At 67.7% G+C, this 19,243-nt stretch carries 27 protein-coding genes and 1 tRNA gene; 17 read left to right on the top strand and 11 right to left on the bottom strand.

Translation table 11 applies throughout. The features are described from left to right. Positions 1-112 precede the first annotated feature (112 nt). The gene (locus OHA10_RS12785) at positions 113-562 is read right to left on the bottom strand and encodes a hypothetical protein (RefSeq protein WP_371406404.1); all 450 of its coding nucleotides are present in this window, start codon (positions 560-562) and stop codon (positions 113-115) included. Positions 563-581: 19 nt separating this feature from the next. Continuing rightward, positions 582-1,424 carry a DUF72 domain-containing protein gene (locus OHA10_RS12780; protein WP_371406403.1) on the bottom strand — a complete coding sequence of 281 codons (843 nt, stop codon included), beginning with the start codon at positions 1,422-1,424 and terminating at the stop codon, positions 582-584. Positions 1,425-1,442: 18 nt separating this feature from the next. Here OHA10_RS12780 and OHA10_RS12775 point away from each other — a divergent pair, with 18 nt between their 5' ends. Continuing rightward, positions 1,443-2,372, top strand: a complete 930-nt coding sequence (locus OHA10_RS12775; RefSeq protein WP_371406402.1) for a phosphotransferase — start codon at positions 1,443-1,445, stop codon at positions 2,370-2,372. Here OHA10_RS12775 and OHA10_RS12770 read toward each other — a convergent pair. Continuing rightward, positions 2,369-2,743, bottom strand: a complete 375-nt coding sequence (locus OHA10_RS12770; RefSeq protein WP_371406401.1) for a hypothetical protein — start codon at positions 2,741-2,743, stop codon at positions 2,369-2,371. The genes OHA10_RS12775 and OHA10_RS12770 overlap by 4 nt on opposite strands. A 53-nt stretch (positions 2,744-2,796) precedes the next feature. On the opposite strand from OHA10_RS12770, the gene OHA10_RS12765 reads away from it, so the two are divergent. Beyond that, positions 2,797-3,177, top strand: a complete 381-nt coding sequence (locus tag OHA10_RS12765) for a VOC family protein (RefSeq protein ID WP_371406400.1) — start codon at positions 2,797-2,799, stop codon at positions 3,175-3,177. On the opposite strand, the gene OHA10_RS12760 is transcribed toward OHA10_RS12765, so the two are convergent. After that, positions 3,174-3,560, bottom strand: a complete 387-nt coding sequence (locus OHA10_RS12760) for a hypothetical protein (RefSeq protein WP_371406399.1) — start codon at positions 3,558-3,560, stop codon at positions 3,174-3,176. The genes OHA10_RS12765 and OHA10_RS12760 overlap by 4 nt on opposite strands. A 164-nt stretch (positions 3,561-3,724) precedes the next feature. After that, positions 3,725-4,156: a hypothetical protein gene (locus OHA10_RS12755; protein WP_371406398.1), complete on the bottom strand. Its 432-nt coding sequence runs from the start codon at positions 4,154-4,156 to the stop codon at positions 3,725-3,727. Between the two features lie 95 nt (positions 4,157-4,251). Here OHA10_RS12755 and OHA10_RS12750 point away from each other — a divergent pair, with 95 nt between their 5' ends. Together OHA10_RS12750 and OHA10_RS12745 are read left to right on the top strand one after the other, a co-directional pair. Further along, complete coding sequence (locus OHA10_RS12750) at positions 4,252-4,596, top strand: ClpX C4-type zinc finger protein (RefSeq protein WP_371406397.1); 345 nt, start codon at positions 4,252-4,254, stop codon at positions 4,594-4,596. Between the two features lie 98 nt (positions 4,597-4,694). Further along, positions 4,695-4,913 carry a hypothetical protein gene (locus OHA10_RS12745; protein WP_371406396.1) on the top strand — a complete coding sequence of 73 codons (219 nt, stop codon included), beginning with the start codon at positions 4,695-4,697 and terminating at the stop codon, positions 4,911-4,913. Here the strand turns inward: OHA10_RS12745 and OHA10_RS12740 are convergent. Continuing rightward, complete coding sequence (locus OHA10_RS12740; protein ID WP_371406395.1) at positions 4,910-5,767, bottom strand: alpha/beta fold hydrolase; 858 nt, start codon at positions 5,765-5,767, stop codon at positions 4,910-4,912. The two genes, OHA10_RS12745 and OHA10_RS12740, sit on opposite strands and share 4 nt — an antisense overlap. A gap of 32 nt (positions 5,768-5,799) precedes the next feature. On the opposite strand from OHA10_RS12740, the gene OHA10_RS12735 reads away from it, so the two are divergent. Next, positions 5,800-6,774, top strand: coding sequence for a threonine/serine dehydratase (locus OHA10_RS12735; protein ID WP_371406394.1), 975 nt, complete (start codon positions 5,800-5,802; stop codon positions 6,772-6,774). Positions 6,775-6,780: 6 nt separating this feature from the next. Here the strand turns inward: OHA10_RS12735 and OHA10_RS12730 are convergent, their stop codons facing one another. Together OHA10_RS12730 and OHA10_RS12725 are read right to left on the bottom strand one after the other, a co-directional pair. Then, entirely contained in the window at positions 6,781-7,548 is a 768-nt protein-coding gene (locus tag OHA10_RS12730; protein WP_371406393.1) for a phosphotransferase enzyme family protein, read from the bottom strand. 12 nt (positions 7,549-7,560) lie between these two features. Further along, positions 7,561-8,316: a cyclopropane-fatty-acyl-phospholipid synthase family protein gene (locus OHA10_RS12725; RefSeq protein WP_371406392.1), complete on the bottom strand. Its 756-nt coding sequence runs from the start codon at positions 8,314-8,316 to the stop codon at positions 7,561-7,563. 70 nt (positions 8,317-8,386) lie between these two features. On the opposite strand from OHA10_RS12725, the gene OHA10_RS12720 reads away from it, so the two are divergent. From OHA10_RS12720 to OHA10_RS12705, 4 genes are all read left to right on the top strand, one after another. After that, positions 8,387-9,415, top strand: a complete 1,029-nt coding sequence (locus OHA10_RS12720; protein ID WP_371406391.1) for a hypothetical protein — start codon at positions 8,387-8,389, stop codon at positions 9,413-9,415. A 36-nt stretch (positions 9,416-9,451) separates the two neighbouring features. Next, positions 9,452-9,874 (top strand): NUDIX domain-containing protein, encoded by a 423-nt coding sequence (locus tag OHA10_RS12715; protein WP_371406390.1) that lies wholly within the window; start codon positions 9,452-9,454, stop codon positions 9,872-9,874. A gap of 162 nt (positions 9,875-10,036) precedes the next feature. Then, positions 10,037-10,459, top strand: a complete 423-nt coding sequence (locus tag OHA10_RS12710) for a YciI family protein (RefSeq protein ID WP_371406389.1) — start codon at positions 10,037-10,039, stop codon at positions 10,457-10,459. Beyond that, entirely contained in the window at positions 10,459-11,673 is a 1,215-nt protein-coding gene (locus tag OHA10_RS12705; protein WP_371406388.1) for an RNA polymerase sigma factor, read from the top strand. The genes OHA10_RS12710 and OHA10_RS12705 overlap by 1 nt, the downstream gene beginning before the upstream one ends. Before the next feature lie 4 nt (positions 11,674-11,677). Here OHA10_RS12705 and OHA10_RS12700 read toward each other — a convergent pair whose 3' ends face one another. Next, a complete protein-coding gene (locus OHA10_RS12700; RefSeq protein WP_371406387.1) occupies positions 11,678-12,184 on the bottom strand; it encodes a DinB family protein in 507 nt (168 codons plus the stop codon). A gap of 79 nt (positions 12,185-12,263) precedes the next feature. Here OHA10_RS12700 and smpB point away from each other — a divergent pair, with 79 nt between their 5' ends. The 4 genes from smpB to OHA10_RS12680 all read left to right on the top strand — a co-directional run bounded on the left by smpB (position 12,264) and on the right by OHA10_RS12680 (position 14,741). Then, positions 12,264-12,743, top strand: coding sequence for an SsrA-binding protein SmpB (gene smpB / locus OHA10_RS12695; RefSeq protein WP_371406386.1), 480 nt, complete (start codon positions 12,264-12,266; stop codon positions 12,741-12,743). Between the two features lie 21 nt (positions 12,744-12,764). Further along, a complete protein-coding gene (locus OHA10_RS12690; RefSeq protein WP_371406385.1) occupies positions 12,765-13,304 on the top strand; it encodes a GNAT family N-acetyltransferase in 540 nt (179 codons plus the stop codon). Between the two features lie 4 nt (positions 13,305-13,308). Further along, on the top strand, positions 13,309-13,902 hold the full coding sequence (locus tag OHA10_RS12685; RefSeq protein ID WP_371406384.1) for a DNA-3-methyladenine glycosylase: 594 nt from the start codon (positions 13,309-13,311) through the stop codon (positions 13,900-13,902). Positions 13,903-13,970: 68 nt separating this feature from the next. Then, positions 13,971-14,741 carry a maleylpyruvate isomerase family mycothiol-dependent enzyme gene (locus OHA10_RS12680; protein WP_371406383.1) on the top strand — a complete coding sequence of 257 codons (771 nt, stop codon included), beginning with the start codon at positions 13,971-13,973 and terminating at the stop codon, positions 14,739-14,741. Between the two features lie 55 nt (positions 14,742-14,796). Here the strand turns inward: OHA10_RS12680 and OHA10_RS12675 are convergent, their stop codons facing one another. Continuing rightward, entirely contained in the window at positions 14,797-15,261 is a 465-nt protein-coding gene (locus OHA10_RS12675) for a DUF4395 domain-containing protein (protein ID WP_371406382.1), read from the bottom strand. Between the two features lie 168 nt (positions 15,262-15,429). Here OHA10_RS12675 and OHA10_RS12670 point away from each other — a divergent pair, with 168 nt between their 5' ends. Then, positions 15,430-16,059: a glyoxalase superfamily protein gene (locus tag OHA10_RS12670; protein ID WP_371406381.1), complete on the top strand. Its 630-nt coding sequence runs from the start codon at positions 15,430-15,432 to the stop codon at positions 16,057-16,059. A 176-nt stretch (positions 16,060-16,235) separates the two neighbouring features. On the opposite strand, the gene OHA10_RS12665 is transcribed toward OHA10_RS12670, so the two are convergent. Beyond that, positions 16,236-16,308, bottom strand: a tRNA-Arg gene (locus OHA10_RS12665). Positions 16,309-16,417: 109 nt separating this feature from the next. Between OHA10_RS12665 and OHA10_RS12660 the strand changes: the two genes are divergently transcribed. From OHA10_RS12660 to OHA10_RS12650, 3 genes are all read left to right on the top strand, one after another. Next, the gene (locus tag OHA10_RS12660; protein ID WP_371406380.1) at positions 16,418-16,972 is read left to right on the top strand and encodes a hypothetical protein; all 555 of its coding nucleotides are present in this window, start codon (positions 16,418-16,420) and stop codon (positions 16,970-16,972) included. Positions 16,973-17,374: 402 nt separating this feature from the next. After that, positions 17,375-17,959, top strand: a complete 585-nt coding sequence (locus tag OHA10_RS12655) for a hypothetical protein (RefSeq protein WP_371406379.1) — start codon at positions 17,375-17,377, stop codon at positions 17,957-17,959. Then, entirely contained in the window at positions 17,956-19,170 is a 1,215-nt protein-coding gene (locus tag OHA10_RS12650; protein WP_371406378.1) for a hypothetical protein, read from the top strand. Before OHA10_RS12655 ends, OHA10_RS12650 begins: the two co-directional genes overlap by 4 nt. Positions 19,171-19,243: the final 73 nt, after the last annotated feature.

Raw genomic sequence — 19,243 nt, 5'->3', positions numbered from 1 at the left:
ACCTGCCGCACTGACCAACCTCTGCTCACGGCCTCGCCGGGGGCAGCGCTGAGCGTGCGGCGGCGTGAAACGGCCGGTTGAACGGCCGGTTGATCAGTGCGGCAGGTCCGCCTCACGACAGATCGCCGACCTGTTCGGCGTACCAGTCGAGGTCGTTCAGGTGTTCGGCGATCTGGCGGAGGGTCCAGTTCGGGCTGCGGTCCTTGTCCCACTCGGCCGGGTCGACGGCGGCGTACCGCAGTACGAAGGTGCGCCCGAGCCGGCTCAGCCGCTGCTCGGCCTCGCGTACGTCCTCCTCGGAGAACGGCGCGAGGTCGGCGGCGGACATGAGCGCGCTCGCGTGCCAGTCGTCGGGCTGCGTCGGCACGCCGGCCAGCAGCGCCTCGACCTCTGCCAGGTGATCGATCAAGTGGTCGGCGATCCGGCGGACCGCCTTGTGCGGGGTGAACGTCCGCCCGTCATCGGACATCCGCGGTTCACCGTCCCAGGCCGGCCAGGTGACGACCAGCTTCAGCGACCGCTCCACAGCTTGGCCGACAAGTTCTCCAGGGTTCTCAGTCATGCCGCCGACGGTAAGCCCGTCATACTTCGGCGGCGGCCGAACCGATCCCGAGCCGAGCGGCCAGCCGTTCCGCGTCGTACGGCGCGTGCACCTTCACATCGTTGTCGAAGTACACGTAGGTGTTGCACTTCCACGAGCGGATCTTCCGCGCCCAGCGGTCGAGCGACTTGTCGTCGTACCCGCTGACGTAGAGCTCATCGGCACCGTGCAGCCGGACATAGGCGAAGTCCGCGGTCACGTCCTCGAACATCGGCCACTTGCCGGCCGTGTCCGCACACACCACCGCGACGTCGTGCTCCCGTGCCAGGTCGACGAATTCCTTGGTCTTGAAGCTGTTGTGGCGTACTTCGATCGCATGCCGGAGCGGGATGTCGACGGCACATTCGAGCAGCGCGCGACCCTCCATCCGCTCATCGTGGCCCTTGGCAACCTCCGCGGCGGCAGCAGTCGACCGCGGCAACTGTGCGAAGAACGTTGCGCACCGCTCCGCGTCGTACTGGAAGTTCGGTGGTAGTTGCCACAGCACCGGACCAAGTTTGTTGCCGAGTGCAAGCACCCCGGACGCGAAGAAGTTGGCCATCGGCGCATCCACATCGGCCAGTCGCTTCATGTGCGTGACGAAGCGCGGGCCTTTGAGCGAGAACACGAAGCCGTCGGGCGTCTCGTCGTACCAGCGCTGGTAGGACGTAGGTCGTTGAAGGGCGTAGAACGAGCCGTTGAGCTCGATCGAGTTCAACCGGTTCGACGCGTACTCGAGCTCGGCGCGCTGCGGGAGACCTTCGGGGTAGTAGACCTTGCGCCACGGCGGGTACCGCCATCCGGAGATGCCGACCCGAAATTGGGTGTCCGGCCAGCGCGTCATCCCCCGATTATTGACCCTGTGCAGATCGATCGCGGAGCGTACCCGGACGCGCGGACGCCCTGGGAGGATCCGTCCTGGCGCTCGGCCGCCCTCGCCTGGCTCGATCGGGAGCTCGCAGTACTAGGTGTCGAGGAGTCGGGTCCGCGGCGGGTCCGGCTGCGGCCGTGGTCGGTGATCATCCGGGTCTGCGCCGAGCACCCGGTCTGGTTCAAGGCGACGTCGCCTGGGAGTGCGTTCGAGCCGGCGCTGTCCGCGGCGCTGTCGCGTTGGGCGCCCGAGCACGTGCTCACGCCGTACGCCGTCGACTCCATTCGCGGGTGGTCGCTCCTCCCCGACGGCGGCCCGCTCCTGCGCAGTCAGACGCTCGGCGTCCGGCACTGGGAAGAGGTGTTGGTTCAGTACGCCGATCTGCAGCGGACGCTTGTGCCGCGGGCCGAGGACCTGCTGCGTCTCGGCGTACCTGACGCGCGAGTGCTGCCTGAGCTCTTCGATTCGATCGTGCAGACGATCGAGGTGGGTGTTCGCGAGCGGTTGGCGGCGTTCCGGCCTCAGTTGGTGGAGTGGTGTGCTGAGCTGGACGGGATCGGGATCCCGGCGACGCTTGATCACGCTGATCTGCATGATGGGCAGATCCTGGTAGCGGGGCCTGGGCGGTACACGTTCTTCGACTGGGGTGACGCGAACGTCGGCCACCCGTTCTGCAGCCTGCTCGTCGCGATCGACCGTGCCGCTGAGCTGCTCGGCCCTGACGTGGTCCAGCGGTTGGAGGACGCGTACCTCGAGCCGTGGACCGCCGAACACCCACGGTCCGATCTACGTCGGGCGGCCGCCCTCGCGCGCCGGCTGAGCCCGCTCACCCGCGCCAGTTCGTGGGGCCGGCTCTTCCCGGCGACCGCGCACATCGGCGCCCCGGAGCGTGCCGCCGCGCTGCTTCGACTCCTGGACTAGGTGGGGATCCAGGTCGGCCACCACGGCGGGACGTTGCCGGGGCAGGTGCCGGGTGAGCCGGCCGGGGTGCCTTGCCACGAGAACAGTGCGAGGTCGGCGATCGCGATCGCGACGGCGGCTGCGATCAACGAGAACAGGAACGCCTTCCCGGCGTACCGGAAGACGATGGTGAACAGAACCAGGTTGACGATCAACGCGAGCGGCAGCCCGAGGAAGAGCAGCGTCAACCCGTTCGGCACGCTGCCGGTCACGTCGACATGACACGCCTTCCACGCCCGCGACGTGATCACGATCAGCCCGAACGCCGCCCCGCCACCGACCACCACCGCAAGGAACGACTCTCCCTTGCTCCCCTTCGCAGCAAACGCCATGTGCATCACCGTAAGTGATCCGGATGGCCACTTCAGCAGTCAGACTGCCGTGTATGGACATCAAGCACCGGATGATCGTCTTCGACGCGGCGGATATCGAGGCCGAGAGCGCGTTCTGGGCCGGGTTGCTCGACGGCACCGTCGAGAAGTGGAGCGAGCGCTGGCACGCGATCTGGGTCGACGGCGGATGGGCGCTCGGCGTACAGCTCGCGCCCGACCACGTGCCGCCGGACTGGCCTGACGGTGCGCCGCAGCAGATCCACCTCGACCTGTACTTCGAGGGCGTCGCGGCACATACCGCCGCCCACGAGCGTGCGCTCTCTCTCAGCGCGCGGCTCCTCAAACCCGCCGAGGACCCGGCGGCCCCGCGCGGCGTCCAGGTGTACGCCGATCCCGCGGGCCACCCGTTCTGTTTGTGCTGGGTACCCGCCTAGTCGTCCAGCGGGTGCAGGTCCACCGGCGTCAACACCCACCGGAAGCCGTACTTCGGGCTGGCCGCGCGATCGACCTTGTCCGGGGCGAAGTACTCCCCGACCAGACTCAGCAACCGCTCATGGAACTCGGCGACCCGCTCACCCGACACCCGCCCCGCATGCTCACCCATATCCTGCACAAACCCCGCCCCGAACATCCCCGCCGCCGCATCGGCGTACGCCTGCACGTAGTCCTGCGCACTCGCCCCCGGCAGCTCCGTCCGCGCGTCCCTCGCCGGCGCCGGACCCTCCGCGAGCTCCGCCCCAGCCGCAGTACGCCGCCAGACCCCACCGTCTTCCACGACCCGGCCGGCGTCGCGAAGTCTCCCGAGATACCAGAGCACCCGAGCATCCGTCACCCCCAGCCGCTCGGCAAGCTCCCCAAACCTCGCGGCTCCTCCAGCAACGCCACAATCCCGCGCGGCAACTCCGACACTTCCCACTGAGCGGTCATAGGACGTATGACTAGCACCCCCCACGCAGCACGCTCAACATCCGTAGCAACCGGTCACGCTTCTCGGCGGGGTGGGAGCCACATGAAGGTTGTCGCCTTGTCGAGGTCCTCGGGCTGGTGCGGTACGACGACTACCTGGTGCGGATCCTGGTAGATGACCCGGCCCGGCGACGCGGAGGTGTATCGCTCGCACGGAAGGTTGTGTGCGGCAAGGATCTCGAGGTACCCGGGGATCGGGTCCAGCAGATGCTTCGCCGTCGGCACGAACCACGCCGCGGCATGCGGGTTGTCCTCGTAGACCTTCGGATCAACGCTCGACGGGTTCACGTACGTCGCGTCGTACCAGGCGTTCGTCGTCCGCCGGAACCGTTCCTCCTCCGCACTCAGCCACCCGCGATTCGACAGCATGTTCACCAGCCCGAAGATCCCGATCCGCCGTCCGCGTCGATCGGGCACCGGACTCTGGTACCGCACGTACGTCGCCATGCACGGATTCTCCCCCAGGCCTTGACCGGTCGAACTTGTCAGGCCTAGCCTGACAAGCGTTGTCAGGGTGGTCCTGACAACACTCGGGAGGCGTCATGTCGGACAACCTGATGCGTTGCTCGTTCTGCGGCAAGGTGCGGGACGAGGTGGAACACCTGATCGCCGGCCCCGGCGTGTTCATTTGCAACGAGTGCGTCGGCCTCTGCGACCAACTGCTCGCCGGGAGACCGATGCCGAAGTTCCCACCCCTGGACGGCAAGACCGACGACGAACTGCTGGCCGACCTGGCCCGAATCAACTCGACCCACAGCCAGGTCGAAGCCGCCGTCCAAGATCGCGTACTACGCCTCCGCTCCCGATCCGTCACGTGGGCCCGCATCGGCGAGGCCCTGGGCATAAGCCGCCAATCAGCCTGGGAACGCTTCTCCGGAGAGGAATAACCGTGCCGAGCACCCACCGGCCACCCGCCACCGCGCCAACACGAGACGAGGCCCGTCGGTCTGACCCACCAGGCGAGCCCCGTCGGCCTGAGGCTGCAATGCGACTGGCACTCATCCCGATCGCCGGCAAGCAAGTAGCCCGCCGCTCACCCGAAGCGGCCTGCACAATCGAGTTCCTCGGCGGATCCTCGGCCGGCGATTGGACCGACCAGGTCGTCGCGCTACGCCAACTACTCAACCAGTTCGACCCACACACCCACCCCGACAGCCTCGCCGCCGGCCACGCGTACGTCGACCTCCTGGAGCACCTGTACTAGCGCGCAAGAAAGCCCGCGACCGCATCGACGTACCGCTCGGGCTCCTCCACGTTGGGGAAGTGCGCGCTGTCGTGGAAGACGCGGAGTCGGGCTCGCGGCAGGCGCGTGGCGAGATCGCGACATGCGTCGACACCTGCGTTGCGGTCCCATAGACCGATCAGGATCAGGGTGGGGAGATCGAGCGCGGCCAGTTCGTCGGCGAGCGGGATCGGGCGCGGAGGTTGCTCGGCCAGCGCAGCGGACATCTCACCGGTGTTGACCAGCCCGCTCTCCGCCCACAGCCTGCGGACTGTCGCGGCCGATGCGGGCTTGTGGAACAGGAAGCGATCGACGGTCGCCCGATCGACGACATCCCACGCAGCACGCGGGCCGGCCTTCTCGACCATCGCACGAATCGCGGCCCGCATCTCGTTGTCAGCAGCAACAGCCTCGAATCCGGCCGCCCAGGTCGACGGGGTCAGCGGACCAGCCAGACCCGTGCCCTGAAGGATCAGTCTGTCGATGTGCGCGGGATACGCAACCGAGTACTCCGCCGCCAGCTCGCCACCGAACGAGATCCCGAGCAGCGCCATCCGTTGTATGCCGAGGTGGATGCGCACCTGCTCGAGATCATCCACAAGCAGCGGGATCGAGTACCGGCCGTCGCTCGGTCGATCGCTACGGCCGGACCCGCGTTGCTCGTAGTACACAACAGGCCCGAGCTGCTCGATCGCAGGACCAGTCAGCTGCTCGAAGTCGTAGATGAAACCACCTGGGCCGCCATGGATCACGACAAGCGGCGGTGCAGCATGCAGATCGCCGACCGTTCGTACCCAGTGTCGGACGCCGTTGATCAGCACCTGGGACTCGGCCATCGTCGCAGTATGACCGGTTAGGCTCGGCTGCTGTGGGAAAGAGTCGGCTTGATATAGGTCGGATTCGGGCGGCTCGGCGAGTTGTTGATCCGGTGTTTCTGGATACGCCGCAGTATCGGTGTGGGGCGTTGGAGCCGGCGCTTGGGTGTGGGGTGAGCGTCAAGCTCGAGACGGCGAATCCGGTGCGCAGCTTCAAAGGTCGTGGGACCGAGCTGGTCGCGAGTCAGTTGGCGGATGCCGGGGCGCGGGCCGTGGTTTGTGCCAGTGCGGGCAATCTCGGGCAGGCGCTGGCCTGGTCGGGGCGGCGGCGTGGGCTCGAGGTCACCGTGGTGGCTTCGCGGTTCGCGACCAAGGCGAAGCTCGATCGGATCCGCGCGCTGGGCGCCACGCTCGAACTCGTCGACGGCGATCACGAGCTGGCACGTGAGCGTGCCGCGGCAATCGCGCAGTACGAAGGAATTCGTCTGCTCGAAGACAGCCTGGATCTCGAGACATGCGAGGGCGCGGCGACGATCGGGCTCGAGTTGATGGAGAGTACGCCGACCTTCGACACCGTACTGATCGCCCTTGGCGGCGGGGCGATGGCTACTGGCGTGGGTCACGTCGTGAAGGAGCTGGCGCCCGACGTTGACGTGATCTGTGTGCAACCGGAAGGCGCACCGGCGCTCACGCGTTCGTGGCACGAGCGGCGCGTCGTCACGACCGAGTCCACCAACACGATCGCCGACGGAGTTGCCGGTCGATTCCCGATCCCGGAGGTCCTCGACGACCTGCTGCTGATCGCGGACGACGCCGTACTCGTCCAAGAGGAATCGATCATCACCGGCATGCGGCTGCTCCACAACCAGGCCGGGCTCATCGTCGAGCCATCGGCCGCGCTCGGCGTCGCCGCAGTACTCGAAGATCCCACGCGCTTCGCCGGTCGCCATGTGCTCACGATCATCTGCGGGAGCAACGTCGACCTGGCCGCGTACCAGCGCTGGATCGGATCGCCGGCTAGCCGATAATTGCCGTCAGTTCTGCGTGATGAGCGCTGCGACCCACGCGTCGTGGTGCTCGGCGATGTAGTCGGCGGCCGGGCCCCAGTAGTCGGCGTGACCCTCGTCGTACAGACGCGCCCACGGTTGTTCGCCGGTCTCGTGGCCGCGGATCAACACGTCGTACTGTCCGCGCGTGCGTCCCGCGATCTGCGCGGGAAGTTCGCGCCGCTGCTCCAGGTCGAGGCCGTAGCCGTCAACCAGAGCTCGCAACCGGCGGCCGTCGTCCTCCACGTCGCCTCCCGCTACGAACGGGAGGAACGCGGTCGCGGCGTACCCGAGATCCCAGAGTCGCGACGACGGACCGGCGTTGTCCCAGTCGATGACCACCCAGCGCTCAGCGTTGCGGACCAGATTCCACGGCGCGAGGTCGTTGTGACAGATCAGGTCGCCGCCGGCGGGGTCGGGAACGACCACGTCCCAGGTGACGTCCGACGGCGGCACGAACGACTCCATCGCGTCGTGCAGCTCCCGAATCAGCCGCCCGACCCGGAGCAGCTCGTCCAGAGTCGACGGCGGCTGCGCATGGGCGAGCTCGCCCGGTATGTACTCGACAACGTGTCGCCCCTGACCGTCCCGCCCGTACGTGCGCGGCGCACCATCGAACTGCATCTCGGCGAGGTGCTCAAGCACGGCCTCAACACCGCTCGTCTGAAGAAGCGCCGGCTTCCGCACAGTCCCGCCGACCCGCACCACCCGATCAGCAACATTCCCACCCGTCAACACCTCTTCAAACTCGACCATGTCGGAATGCTTTCAGTTGCGGTGGGCAAGTAGGCGGGTGAGGCCGAGGGATTGGCCGGTGTCGGTGTGGAGCATTTGGGCTTCCTCGCGGCCGGGCGTACCGCTGTCCTGGTCGCAGGCTTCGTTCCATTGCAGCCAGTCCTGCCAGCCGTTCGGGAGTTGGTCGGCGATGTCGACAGTGACCAGGCCGGTCTTCTCCCAGTGCCGGCGCCACCACGCGGGGCTGTGCCAGGCGCAGAAGTCCCACTTCCAGTACGGCGCGAGATGCGGCGGGGGCAGCGTCTCGTACTCCGCAACGAGGCCGGGCTGCACGATGCCGAGTCGGCCGCCGCGTTTCACGAAACGTGAGAGGTAGCCGAGGTACAGGTCGTCGGTGCCGAAGTAGTGGTACGCGCCGATGCTGACGACCGCGTCGAAGAAGTCCTCGGCGAACGGCAGGTCATGGGCTTCGGCGAAGATCGGGTGGACCTGGTCTTCCACGCGAGCGTCGGCCACCCGGCGCAGGTTCTCGTCGGGCTTGACCCACAGGTCGGTCGCCCACACCTCGACGCCGTACTCCTTGGCCAGGAAGATCGAGCTCAACGCGGCCCCGCAACCCAGGTCGAGCACCCGCATGCCGGGCTCGAGCGCCATGACCTCGGTCAGGGCCTCGGTCTGCCAGACCGGATTCGGGCCCATGCCGCCATCGACCATCCATCGACCCGGGTACGCCGCGGACCGCGGGTAGCGCTCGTTCCTGAGCAGTACGTCGAGCTCAGCGTCATCCATGTGACGGGAGTGTCCCGACACGTGTCGCGTCCAGGCAAACGGTTATCCGCGGGCCGGTAGCGTGCCGTGGATGTCGCACCGTCCACCTCCCGCCAGACCGCTCGGCCCCGACGCGGAGGGGCAATGGGTCCGCCGCTGGATGTCGCCGGAGTGGACGCAAGCGGCCGATGAATGGGTCAGTCGACGTCTGGCCGAACACGGTCGCCGGATCTGCGGCGTACCCGTCACCTATCGAGCCCGCTTCTGGTCCGTCGTGCGGTGCTATCCGACAGTCGAGGGCCTGGTGTGGTTCAAGGAGAACAACCCCGGCCATCGATTCGAGTCCGCTCTGGTCGCCGGGTTGGCCCGCCTTGCGCCGTACGACGTCATCGTGCCGCTCGCCGTGGATCGCGAACGGCGTTGGCTGCTGACCGACGATCAAGGTACGACGCTGACGCATGCTGATGTTGCTGATCAGCGGATCCGTTGCATCGTCGTCCGCGCGCTGGCCCGGCTGCAGTGCGCTGTCCTCGGTCGCCTCGACGCGACGGAGTACCCCGGGATCGTCGAGCTGGCGCCCCAGACCGCCGGTGAACGAGTGCGTGCGGTGGCCGAGGCGTGGGCGCCGCTGCAGTTCGATCCTGACCTGTTGAAACGGGCCGCGCGCGCCGCCGACGTACTGGACCGACGCACCGCGGGCCTCAGCTGCGTGGTCCCGCTCGACCTCGAGCTCAACGACGTCTATCCCGCGAACATCTTCGCCGACCGCTCAACCGGCGTGCTTCGCCCCCGCTTCTTCGACTTCGGCAACGCGCTGTGGGCTCACCCGTTCGTTTCCTTCCACGGCTTCCTCGACTCGATCGCCGAATGGACCCGCGCACCGCTGTCCCGCCGGGACCACGCCGAACTGCTCACCACCTACCTCACCGTCTGGCGCGACCACCTCGACGCTGACCCCGACGTACTCCACGCCGACCTCACCGCCACCGAGCCCCTCACCAACGTCCACCGCCTCACCTCCTGGCACCGCCTCCTCCCCCACGCCGATCCCCTCGAACTCCGAACCCGCGCCGACATCCCCCACAAGTACCTGACCGGCATCGCCGCCCTGGCGAGCTAGAACGCCGTCCGTCCCCGGGATGATGAACTGTTGAATGTGGAGCCCAGCAAGCACTTCGGCGTCTATGCCGTGTGGAGACAGGACGGACGGATTGTGCTCGTGCGGAAGGCGCGTGGGCCGTATGTGGGGCTTCTGGATCTCCCGGGTGGTTCTCCTGAGCCTGGTGAATCCGAGTTGATGACGCTTCGGCGCGAACTGCAGGAAGAGTGCGGGGTCGAGCTGGTGCGAGTGGTCGACAGCGCTGTGTTCGAGTTCCAGGTCGACCGGGACTCCTTCGCTCGGTCCATCGATTTCACGCACTCGGGCGTTGTCTCGCGCGTGGAGGTGGCGAGCGACGTCGTAGAAGACATCACGGCGGAGGATGCTCGCGGGGTGGTGCTCGCGACGGCGGCTGATGCGGGGATGTTCTCGCCGCTTGTGGTCGAAGCGCTGCGGCACTTCCCCGACCTCGCTCCTTGAGTCGAGCGCGTGACCTCGCGACTGGATGGGAAACAGCTGCGACGATGAACTGCGTCGCGGCGGGAGGAGTTTCTTCGGGGTGTTGTCGATCTGGGGGGCGCTCGTTCGACCTGGGGGTGTTGGCGGGGTCGAGTGGCGGCTTCGTGGGACTAGGAGAGCGTGATGGCCAAGTACATGTTGATCATGCGGGGCACCGACGAGTCGAATGCGGCTGTGATGGCTGGGTTCGAGGAGTTGGCGGCTTCGACGTACCAGTTCATCGAGGAGTTGATGAAGGCGGGCGTGTTCATCGCGGCGGAGGGGCTGGATGATGCGGCCGAGAGTGTGGTGGTCGACTTCGGCGGCGAGGCGCCGGTGGTGACGGACGGGCCGTACGGGGAGACGAAGGAGCTGTTCGGGGGATATTTCATGCTCGATGTCGCGTCGAAGCAGGAGGCGGTCGAGTGGGCCAAGCGGCTGCCGTCCGTCGCCGGTTCCAAGATCGAGGTACGCCGGGTAGCCGGCGAGGACGAACGCCCACCAGGCCACGAGGACTCCACCGAGGCCGGAGAGCGGGCCGGGAGTGAGACTGCCGGTCGGGTCTGATGGATGCGGGAGATGTCGAGGCGGTCTGGCGGATCGAGTCGGCGCGGATTGTGGCCGCGCTGACCCGGTTCACCGGCGACTTCGCCTTGGCCGAGGATGCCGCGCAGGAGGCGGTGGCCGAGGCATTGGTGTCCTGGCCGCGTAACCCTCCGGCGAGCCCGTCCGGCTGGCTGATGGCGACGGCTCGGCGGCGGGCGATCGACGCGATCCGCCGCCGTACCGCCCTCAAGGACCGGTACGCGCTGCTGGCTACCGACCCAGTGATCGACGAGGACATCGACCCCGACCGGATCGACGACGACATCCTGGCGCTGATGTTCATCAGCTGCCACCCGGTGCTCTCGCCCGAGGCGCGGGTGGCGCTGACGCTGCGGGTGGTCGCCGGCCTGTCGTCCGAGCAGATCGCGCGCGCCTTCCTGGTCCCCGTACCCACGGTCCAGGCCCGCATCACCCGCGCGAAGAAGACGATCGCGGCAGCCGGCATACCGTTCGAGCTGCCGCCCGCCGACGAGCGCCGCGAGCGGCTGGGCGGCGTGCTCAGCGTCATCTACGTGATCTTCACCGAGGGTTCGACGGCGACCTCGGGCGACCTGCTGGTACGCCGAGATGTCGCGTACGAGGCGATCCGACTGGCCCGCACGCTGTCCGCTCTGCTCCCCGACGACCCCGAAGTACACGGTCTGCTCGCGCTGTGCGAGCTGACGGCCGCACGCTTCCCGGCGCGAACCGGCCCCGACGGCTCCGCGATCCTGCTCGAGGACCAGGACCGGCAACGATGGGACTTCTCGGCGATCAACCGCGGGCTGGCGTCGCTGGCCAAGGCGTCGGTCCGCGGGCTCCGTCCTTACGGCCTGCAGGCTGCGATCGCCGCCGTACACGCCGCGGCGCCGTCCGTCGAGGCAACCGATTGGGACCGGATCGTCGTGCTCTACGAGGCCCTCGGCCGGGTCGCGCCGTCGCCGGTGGTCGAGCTCAACCAAGCCGTCGCCGTCGCCATGGCCTCCGGTCCGGCCGAGGCCCTGGCCATGGTCGACGAGCTGGTCGCCTCGGACCGCCTCCCCGGCTCGCATCTCGTCCCGACCGTAAGAGGCGAACTCCTCACCCGCCTCGGCCGCCTCCCCGAGGCCCGCGCCGAACTCGAGCTCGCAGCCCGCCTCTGCACCAACGAACGCGAACGCGCAGTACTACTCGACAAAGCAGCCGCGCTCGGCTGACGAACTATTCGCCGGTCGCGCCGTCGATGCGCTCGCGGAGGAAATCCGCGTGGCCGTTGTGGCGTGCGTACTCCTCGATCATGTGCAGGTAGATCCACCGCAGCGTGTAGTCCTCGCCGGGGCTGAGCGCGTCGAGGCTGAGCCCGGCCACCGCCGTACGCGATCTGGCAACACTCACCTGATAGCTGGCCAGGTCGTCCGCGGCGCGGGTGACGTCGACGACGTCGCTGCCGGACCTCGAGCCTGGCGCGTAGTCCCAGAAGAACTGGTGGTCCGGTTGACCGTCGTACGCGTGGAACCAAGCCTCGACCGCGGACAGATGCCGGACCAGTCCGAGCAACGACAGCGTCGAGGGCGGCACCGACCGCATCGCCAGCTGCTCCGGCGTCAGGCCGCCACATTTCTGCAGCAACGTCGTGCGCTGGTAGTCAAGGCGGTCGTCGAGAGCGGACCGCTCGTCGACCGGGTTGATCGGTGGCTCGGGCCGCTCGGGCATGCTCCAGGTCGACATGCGGGCGACGTTACGTGCAGGGTCGATGTCGCGGCCACCGAGTTAGGCCTTCTGAGCCGTACGGCGGGAGAATCGGCCTGTGAAGAAGCCAGAAGCCGAACCCGTGGTTGCGCGCAACCGGAAGGCCGCGCACGACTTCCAGCTGGGCGAGTCCTGGGAGGCGGGGATCGTGCTGCAGGGGCCGGAGGTGAAGGCGCTGCGGGCCGGGCGGGCGTCTTTGATCGGCGGATTCGCCCAGGTCGAGAACCGGGAGATCTGGCTGCACGGCGTACACATCCCGCAGTACTCGCAGTCCCGCTGGTTCAACGGCGGCTCCCGCCGCAAGCGAAAGCTGCTGCTGCACCGGGCCCAGATCGACAAGATCGAGCGCAAGGTCAACGAGAGCGGCCTGACGATCGTGCCGACGTCGCTCTATTTCAAGGACGGCCGCGCGAAGGTCGAGATCGCCCTTGCCCGCGGCAAGAAGACCTGGGACAAACGGCACGCCCTCGCCGAACGCGAGGCGACCCGCGAGATCGAGCGCGCCGTCAACCGCCGTCTGAAGGGCCGCTCGGACTGATCCGTTTGTTAGCGTGCGCCGGTGGACGATCTGGGACCCATCACCTGGCCGCCGGCACCGATCAAGACCGAACGCCTCGTACTCCGCGAGTCCGAGGCGCGCGACCGTACGGCGTTCATCGAGCTGCTCGCGTCACCCGAGGTCAACACGTACGTCGGCGGCCCCCGCCCCCGCGACGTACTCGAACGCGAAACGCCTGAGATCCCCGAGCGCTGGCCCGGCAGCTTCGTCGTCGAACTCGACGGCTCCATGATCGGCTGGATCCTCCTGCGCCGAGCAACCGACCACCGCCGCCCAGCCGCGGCAGGCAAGGCCGACCTCGGCTACCTCTTCCTCCCCCAAGCCTGGGGCAAGGGCTACGCCCGCGAGTCCTGCACCGCCGCCCTCACGTGGTTCGACAGCACCCTCCCCGGCGAACCAGTAATCCTCACCACCCAATCCGCCAACCTTCCCTCAATGCACCTAGCCGCAGCCCTCGGCTTCACCGAACTCGAACGCTTCGAAGCCTGGAACGCCGAACAATGGCTAGGCCTGCGCCCTCCGGTCACGCCATCGAGTTGACCTCATGACGGTTCGGCCTACGTCCGCCAAGCGGGTGGGCGGTGACTTCTACCTACGACCTGCGGCAGCCTGCGCGACCGATTTCCTGGGCAAGGTCCTGGTCCGGCGTACGGCGGCCGGTCGTGTCGCGGGCGTGATCCGGGACGTGGAGTCCTACCCGGCCTTCGTGGACGAGGTTCACCACGGGAACAAGAAGACGCCACGAACCAAGGTCATGTGGGAGACCGGTGGCGTCGCATACGTGTATCTGATCTACGGCATGTGGCATCAGTTCGCCGCCGTTGTGAATCGAGCTGATGTGCCTGACGTCGTGTTCATCCGCGGCGTCGTACCCGTCGAGGGCATCGACACGATGAAAGCCCAATGGGACAAACCGCGCGCTGTCGGCGACCTGGCCGACTCGCCGGGCAAGCTGTGCAAGTCGTTCCAGATCACCACGGACCTGTACGGCGCGGATCTGACAGGTGACGACCTCTTCCTCGAGGACTGGGGGCTCTCAGTCAACCCAGAAGACATCCGCACGGCCGCCCGCGTCGGCATCAGCCCTCGATACATCAGCCACGATGCGCCCCTCAGATACCGCCTCGCGCGGTACTGAACTAACCCATCCGCCATTGGATTCTCGTCGGCCGGAAGAAAGCCACGGCCTGCGAGGTTGCGGATGGCATGACCACACTTGTCGGCCGCCTCGTTGCGGCTCTGCGTGCGAATCACGACACCGTCGCCGCACTGGTACCGACCTTGTCGGAGCAACAGCTGAGAGGCCGTAGCGGGGCGGAAGAGTGGACGGTCGCCCAGGTGCTCTCGCACCTCGGAAGCGGCGCCGAGATCTTCCGCAAGCCGATCGCGATCGCGGCCGGGGAGCAGGTCGAGGCTGAGGACAACCAGACGATCTGGGCCCGGTGGAACGCCTTGTCCCCGGCCGACCAAGCGGCCGGATTCGTCAAGTACGACCAGGCGTACGTCGATGCCGTCGAGGCGCTCAGCGCCGAACAGCCTGACAGCACGATCGACCTGGGCATCCTGCCCGAGCCGGTATCGCTGGAGGTCGCGCTCGGCATGCGACTCAGCGAGGTCGCCAACCACGCTTGGGATGTGCGCGTGGGAGTCGACCCGTCCGCGACCGTGGACGCAGCCTCGGCCGAGCTGCTCATCGAAGTCCTCGCCGGCCCGCTGGCCTTCCTCCTGGGCTTCTCCGCCAAGACCGACGAGCTCGACCGCGAGGTCCGCCTGGCGATCCCGGGCGGCGGCATCACCATCACCGACACGGTCACCGTGACGACATCACTCGACGACCCGACAGCCACCTTCGAAGGCCCGGCCGAGGCCGTCGCGCGACTGCTGACCGGCCGGCTCCGCGCCGAGTACTCCGCGGGCGTGAGCGTCACCGGCAACGTCACCCTGGACGAGCTCCGCAACGTCTTCCCCGGCTACTGAACACCCGGAAGCCCAGGTCAGATGAACTCTGCCTGGGCTTCGCGGTCGACCGGATTCAGGCCGGTCTCGGTCGGCGGATCCGGTGGTAGGCCTTGCAGCCCAAGCACAGCCCGGTGGATGCGTTGAGCGCGGCCAGCCCGAAGGCGAGCGCGGTGAGTCCGTAGCCGGCGACATCGACGCCGAGTATGAACGTGGCCAGCGCCAGAGCGGTGAACACGAAGCCGATGAACTGGGCGAATCTCTGCGGCCGAGCATCCTCCAACTTGGCCGGCGCTCCGATCCGCGGCCAGATCACCCGAGCAAAGATCTGCGCCCACACCGACCACTGAAAACTCACGAACGCGGTGAACGCAAACACAGCGACCTGGGACGCGAGCAGGCCGAGACTCACCGGCCGAGCAATCTCGACGATGAGCAGTACGACGGCGAGCACGCCCGCCGTGGCCCCGGCGCTGAATCGCAAGAGGCGCGGATCGACATGGGCGCGGAGCGGACACGCACCAATACCGGAGCCGCCCATGTGGTTCTCCTGAGATGCCAGCCGACCCGGCTCAGTCTACTCGGCGCGCCCTATTCGCCGTGATAATCTGAACGCCGCAGGCGCGGGTTCACCCCGGTCGTAGGGCGCAGCGGCTCACCGAGCCGAAAGGGCAAGGCCCACCTACTTCTAGACCGAAGAGGGAGCGCCATGCCCAAGCTCGAAACCTACAAGAAGCAAGCGAAACTGCTCGTTCGCTGGCACCGCGAGGGAAACTTCTCGATCGGCGGTCGCATCCGGCAACTCGCGCGCTATCGCACGTTGTCCGACCGCGAAGCACTCGCCCTGAAGTTTCCCCTCACCGAAGCCCAGGAGATCATCGCCCTCGAAGCAGGCTTCGCCAGCTGGGCCGAACTCAAGGCGAGCACGGAAGCGGCCCCGCCCACCAGCGAACAGCCGCGGACCCAGAGCACGGCAGTCGCCAGCGCGAAACCAGTGCTGTACGTCGCAGACGTCGCTGCCGCGACCGCGTTCTATCGGGACCAACTCGGCTTCCGGATCGACTTCTTGCACGGCAACCCGCCGTTCTACGGATCGGTGTCGCGCGACGGTGCGACCTTGCACCTGAAGTTCGTACACGAGCCGGTGTTCGCGCCCGGTGCCGCGGAACGAGAAGGGCTCATCATGGCGTTCGTCGATGCGCCGAACGTACGAGAGCTCTACACGGAATATCAGGCCGCCGACGCCGACATCGTCCAGAAGCTGACCAAACAAGCTTGGGGCGGCACCGACTTCATCATCCGCGACCCCGACGGCAACACAATCGCCTTCGTCGGCTGAGACCCGACACCGGCGCGCGGCGGCAGGCGTCGACCGGAGGTCGTAAGGCCGGACCGCGCCGCGCGCCGCTTGCGGCGGGCGTGGGATGCGTCGGGTCAGCTGCGAGCCCTCTTCGTGGCTGGCTCCGGACGCACAAAAGCCCAGGTCAGAGAGTGTCTGCCTGGGCCTTCGATTTGCGCGCTCGGAGGGATTCGAACCCCCAACCTTCTGATCCGTAGTCAGATGCTCTATCCGTTGAGCTACGAGCGCTGGACAACGTCGAGTAACGATACATGGAGGGGGTGGGTGTAGGCCAATCGGCTCTGGAGGGCGGCGCGGTGACGGGTACTGCGGGGGTTCTGGGCCCTACGATCCGCGCATGGGTATCGAGGATTTGCTCGGCGGGCGCGATCTGGGGGACGTGAAGAAGGCGGTCGGGTTCGTGTTGGAGAACTCCGACGACTTCAAGAAGGTGCTCGAGCTCGTACGCGGGTTGCCGGACGGTGCGATCGGGGTCATCGGGCAGCTGCCGGATCTGTTGAAGACGATCGGGACCGGGCTCGCGGAGGCCGGCGAGCAGGCGGCGAAGGCTGCTGGGGCGCTGGTCGGGGACGACGGCGAGGGTGGCGCGCGGAAGGCGCTGACCGGGAGCGCGGGCACGATGAACGCGGCCAAGGACCGGCTGAAGGACGCCGCCGGGATGCTGTCCGGGCTGGCGGGCGAGCTGGACAAGATCCCCGGGATCGGCGACGCGGCCGCGAAGAAGCTGAACGACGGAAGCGGCCAGATCGGCGGGGTCGCAACCGAGGTCGAGGCCCTGGCCGGCAACCTACAAGACCTCTCAGACATCCTCGCGACAGTCGGCGACGCCCTGAAGGGCCTGGGCACCAAGCTCACCGAGTCCGGCGGATCGGTTAAGACACTCCTCAGCTAGCCGGACGTACGCCGGTGGTGCGCGAGGTTCCCATACGACGGGATCGCGCACACCGGGCGAATCCGTCCCTCCAGACGGACGGGCGTCGGGCGCCGGCGAGGTCGACGACCCAGTCGGGTGCCAGCGAGGCAAACGCTGCAGTCGGGTGCCGTTGGCAACCATGTGCACGTCGGCGGCGGACGTACGGCCGACCTACGCGCATCTCGCACGACGGATCAGCGTGGCAGCCCACCGCCTCCAACCTCGCCCACCAACAGCACACCCCACCGCCTCCAGCTCTCCCACGACGGACACGCGCCGGCACGGCGGGCTCGACCGCGGGAACCGCTGGAGGGCGGCTTACGTCTAAGGCTGGTTGCCTGATGGGTTAGGGAGGACCTCCGCGTGGTTAAGGTCGCGGGCATGGGTAGTCGACTGGTGCGGGGTACGGCGATCGGGTGTGGGGTGGCTGCGATTGCGGGTGGGGGGATCGGGTGGGCGGTCGGTGAGCCGGTGACGCCGGCGGATATCGTGGCGGCGCGGACGATGCCGGCTGACTTGTGTGCGCGGATCGGGGACGTGTCGAGCCTGTTGCCTAAGGCATCCAGTGTGACGATGACGCAGGTCGGGAGTACGACGATCACCTGCGAGGCGGGCAGCTCCCGCGCGAAGGTCCGCGCGTACACCGCGGCGAGCGTGAAGGTCACGATCACGCCGTACGGCGGGCAGGATGCCGGTGCCGGGAACAAGCCGTTCACGCCGACGCAGACCGCGAAGAAGGTCTTCACCCGGTCGCCGATGAAGACGCTCGACACGGACCGGCCGTACCCGACCAAGGTCAGCCGGACCGCGAGTGGCATGGCCGGCGAATCGTGGGCCGTGCACGCGCTCGTGCAGCACGCGGACGTCGTCGTACAAGTCGATTACACGGCCAACCCCGTCGACGCCGACGTGGCGCAGAAGGCGGCGCTGGCGCTGGCGGATCGCGCGATCTGGGAGAGCAGATGAGTACGCCGGAGATCCCGGGCTACCAGCTCGATCAGCGGCTGCTCCAGCACCCGCTCGCGGAGTTGTGGCACGGCCGTACGTTCACCGGGATGGAGATCGTCGCGCTCGTGCTGAGCGAGGACGGTGCGCGCGACGCGACGGTCGTGGAGCGACTGACGCTCGCCAGCCGCGACGCCGCGCTCGTGCCGGGCCAGCAGGACGCCCCGCTCTGGGCGGCCAACTTCAACTCGAGCCGCCCGTACGCGATCACCCAGCTGATCCCCGGGCAGACCGGCGCGGAGCGGCTGATCGACCCGCTCGACGGCATCATCGGCAACGACGACGTATCCCTCCAGGCGGTCCGCGAGCAGCTCAGCAGGTACGGCGCCACGCCGCCAACCCTCCCCCTGCCCGACCACGCACCCAGCACCGCACCCGGCCCCATCCCGTCGTACGCCGACGGCCCGTACCAACCGCAGCAGCCAGCCCCCACGGACCAGTCCAAGATCGACGTCGCCCGCCAGTACAGCCGCAAGATCGGCTCCTGGATCTACGCCGTCGTCGCGGTCGTCGTGCTGATCGTCTTCAGCATCACGTACTCGATCGGCTCCGCGATCGGCAGCGCAGTGAAGAAGGACGACCCGGTCGAGGCCGCCGCCCCGGCGGTCAGCCCGGAGCCGTTGCCCGCCAAGGTCCTGATCCCGCCGATCAACATCGTCACGACAGCGCCGTACAAGCGCCCCGACGGATCCGCCGGCGTCTTCGGCGCGACGTACGCGGCCGGTGCCGACCTCCAGGTCGTCGCGAACGCCGAGCTGCCGTTCGCGCTCGGCTGGCCGCGGCCGCCGCAGGTGGTCCGGCTGGGTGAGTCCTCGCAGGTGATCCTGCGGAAGATCGTGACCGCGACCGAGTACGACCCGAACGGCCTGAAGAACTCGTTCCAGGCCCAGCTCGCGCTACATCCGTGCCCGAGCTTGGCGCAGTGCCTGGCCGACCGGCCCGCGTTCGATCAGCTGTGGACGAAGATCTACAAGACGACCGCGCCGGCGACCGCGAAGGACGCACGGACCTGGCTGACGGTGTCGACGAAGGCGCCGTACACGATCACGATGACGCACGCGTTCCAGAGCGGCGGTCAGTGGTGGCTGGTCGGCGCGATGGTCTACGGACAGGTGGCCGAGGCGCCGGACGTCCAGCGGATCGTCAACGACATCTGGCGGCAGACCAGTTGATCGACCGCAGGATCTCCTGAAACGGCCCGCGCGAACAGCGCGGGCCGTTCTCATTTTCACAAGCGGCACCGGA

Origin of the sequence: Kribbella sp. NBC_00662, from assembly GCF_041430295.1 — a bacterium.
GTDB lineage: Bacteria > Actinomycetota > Actinomycetes > Propionibacteriales > Kribbellaceae > Kribbella.
Note: the sequence above shows the minus strand (reverse complement) of the source record. Positions and strands in the feature narration are given on the sequence as shown.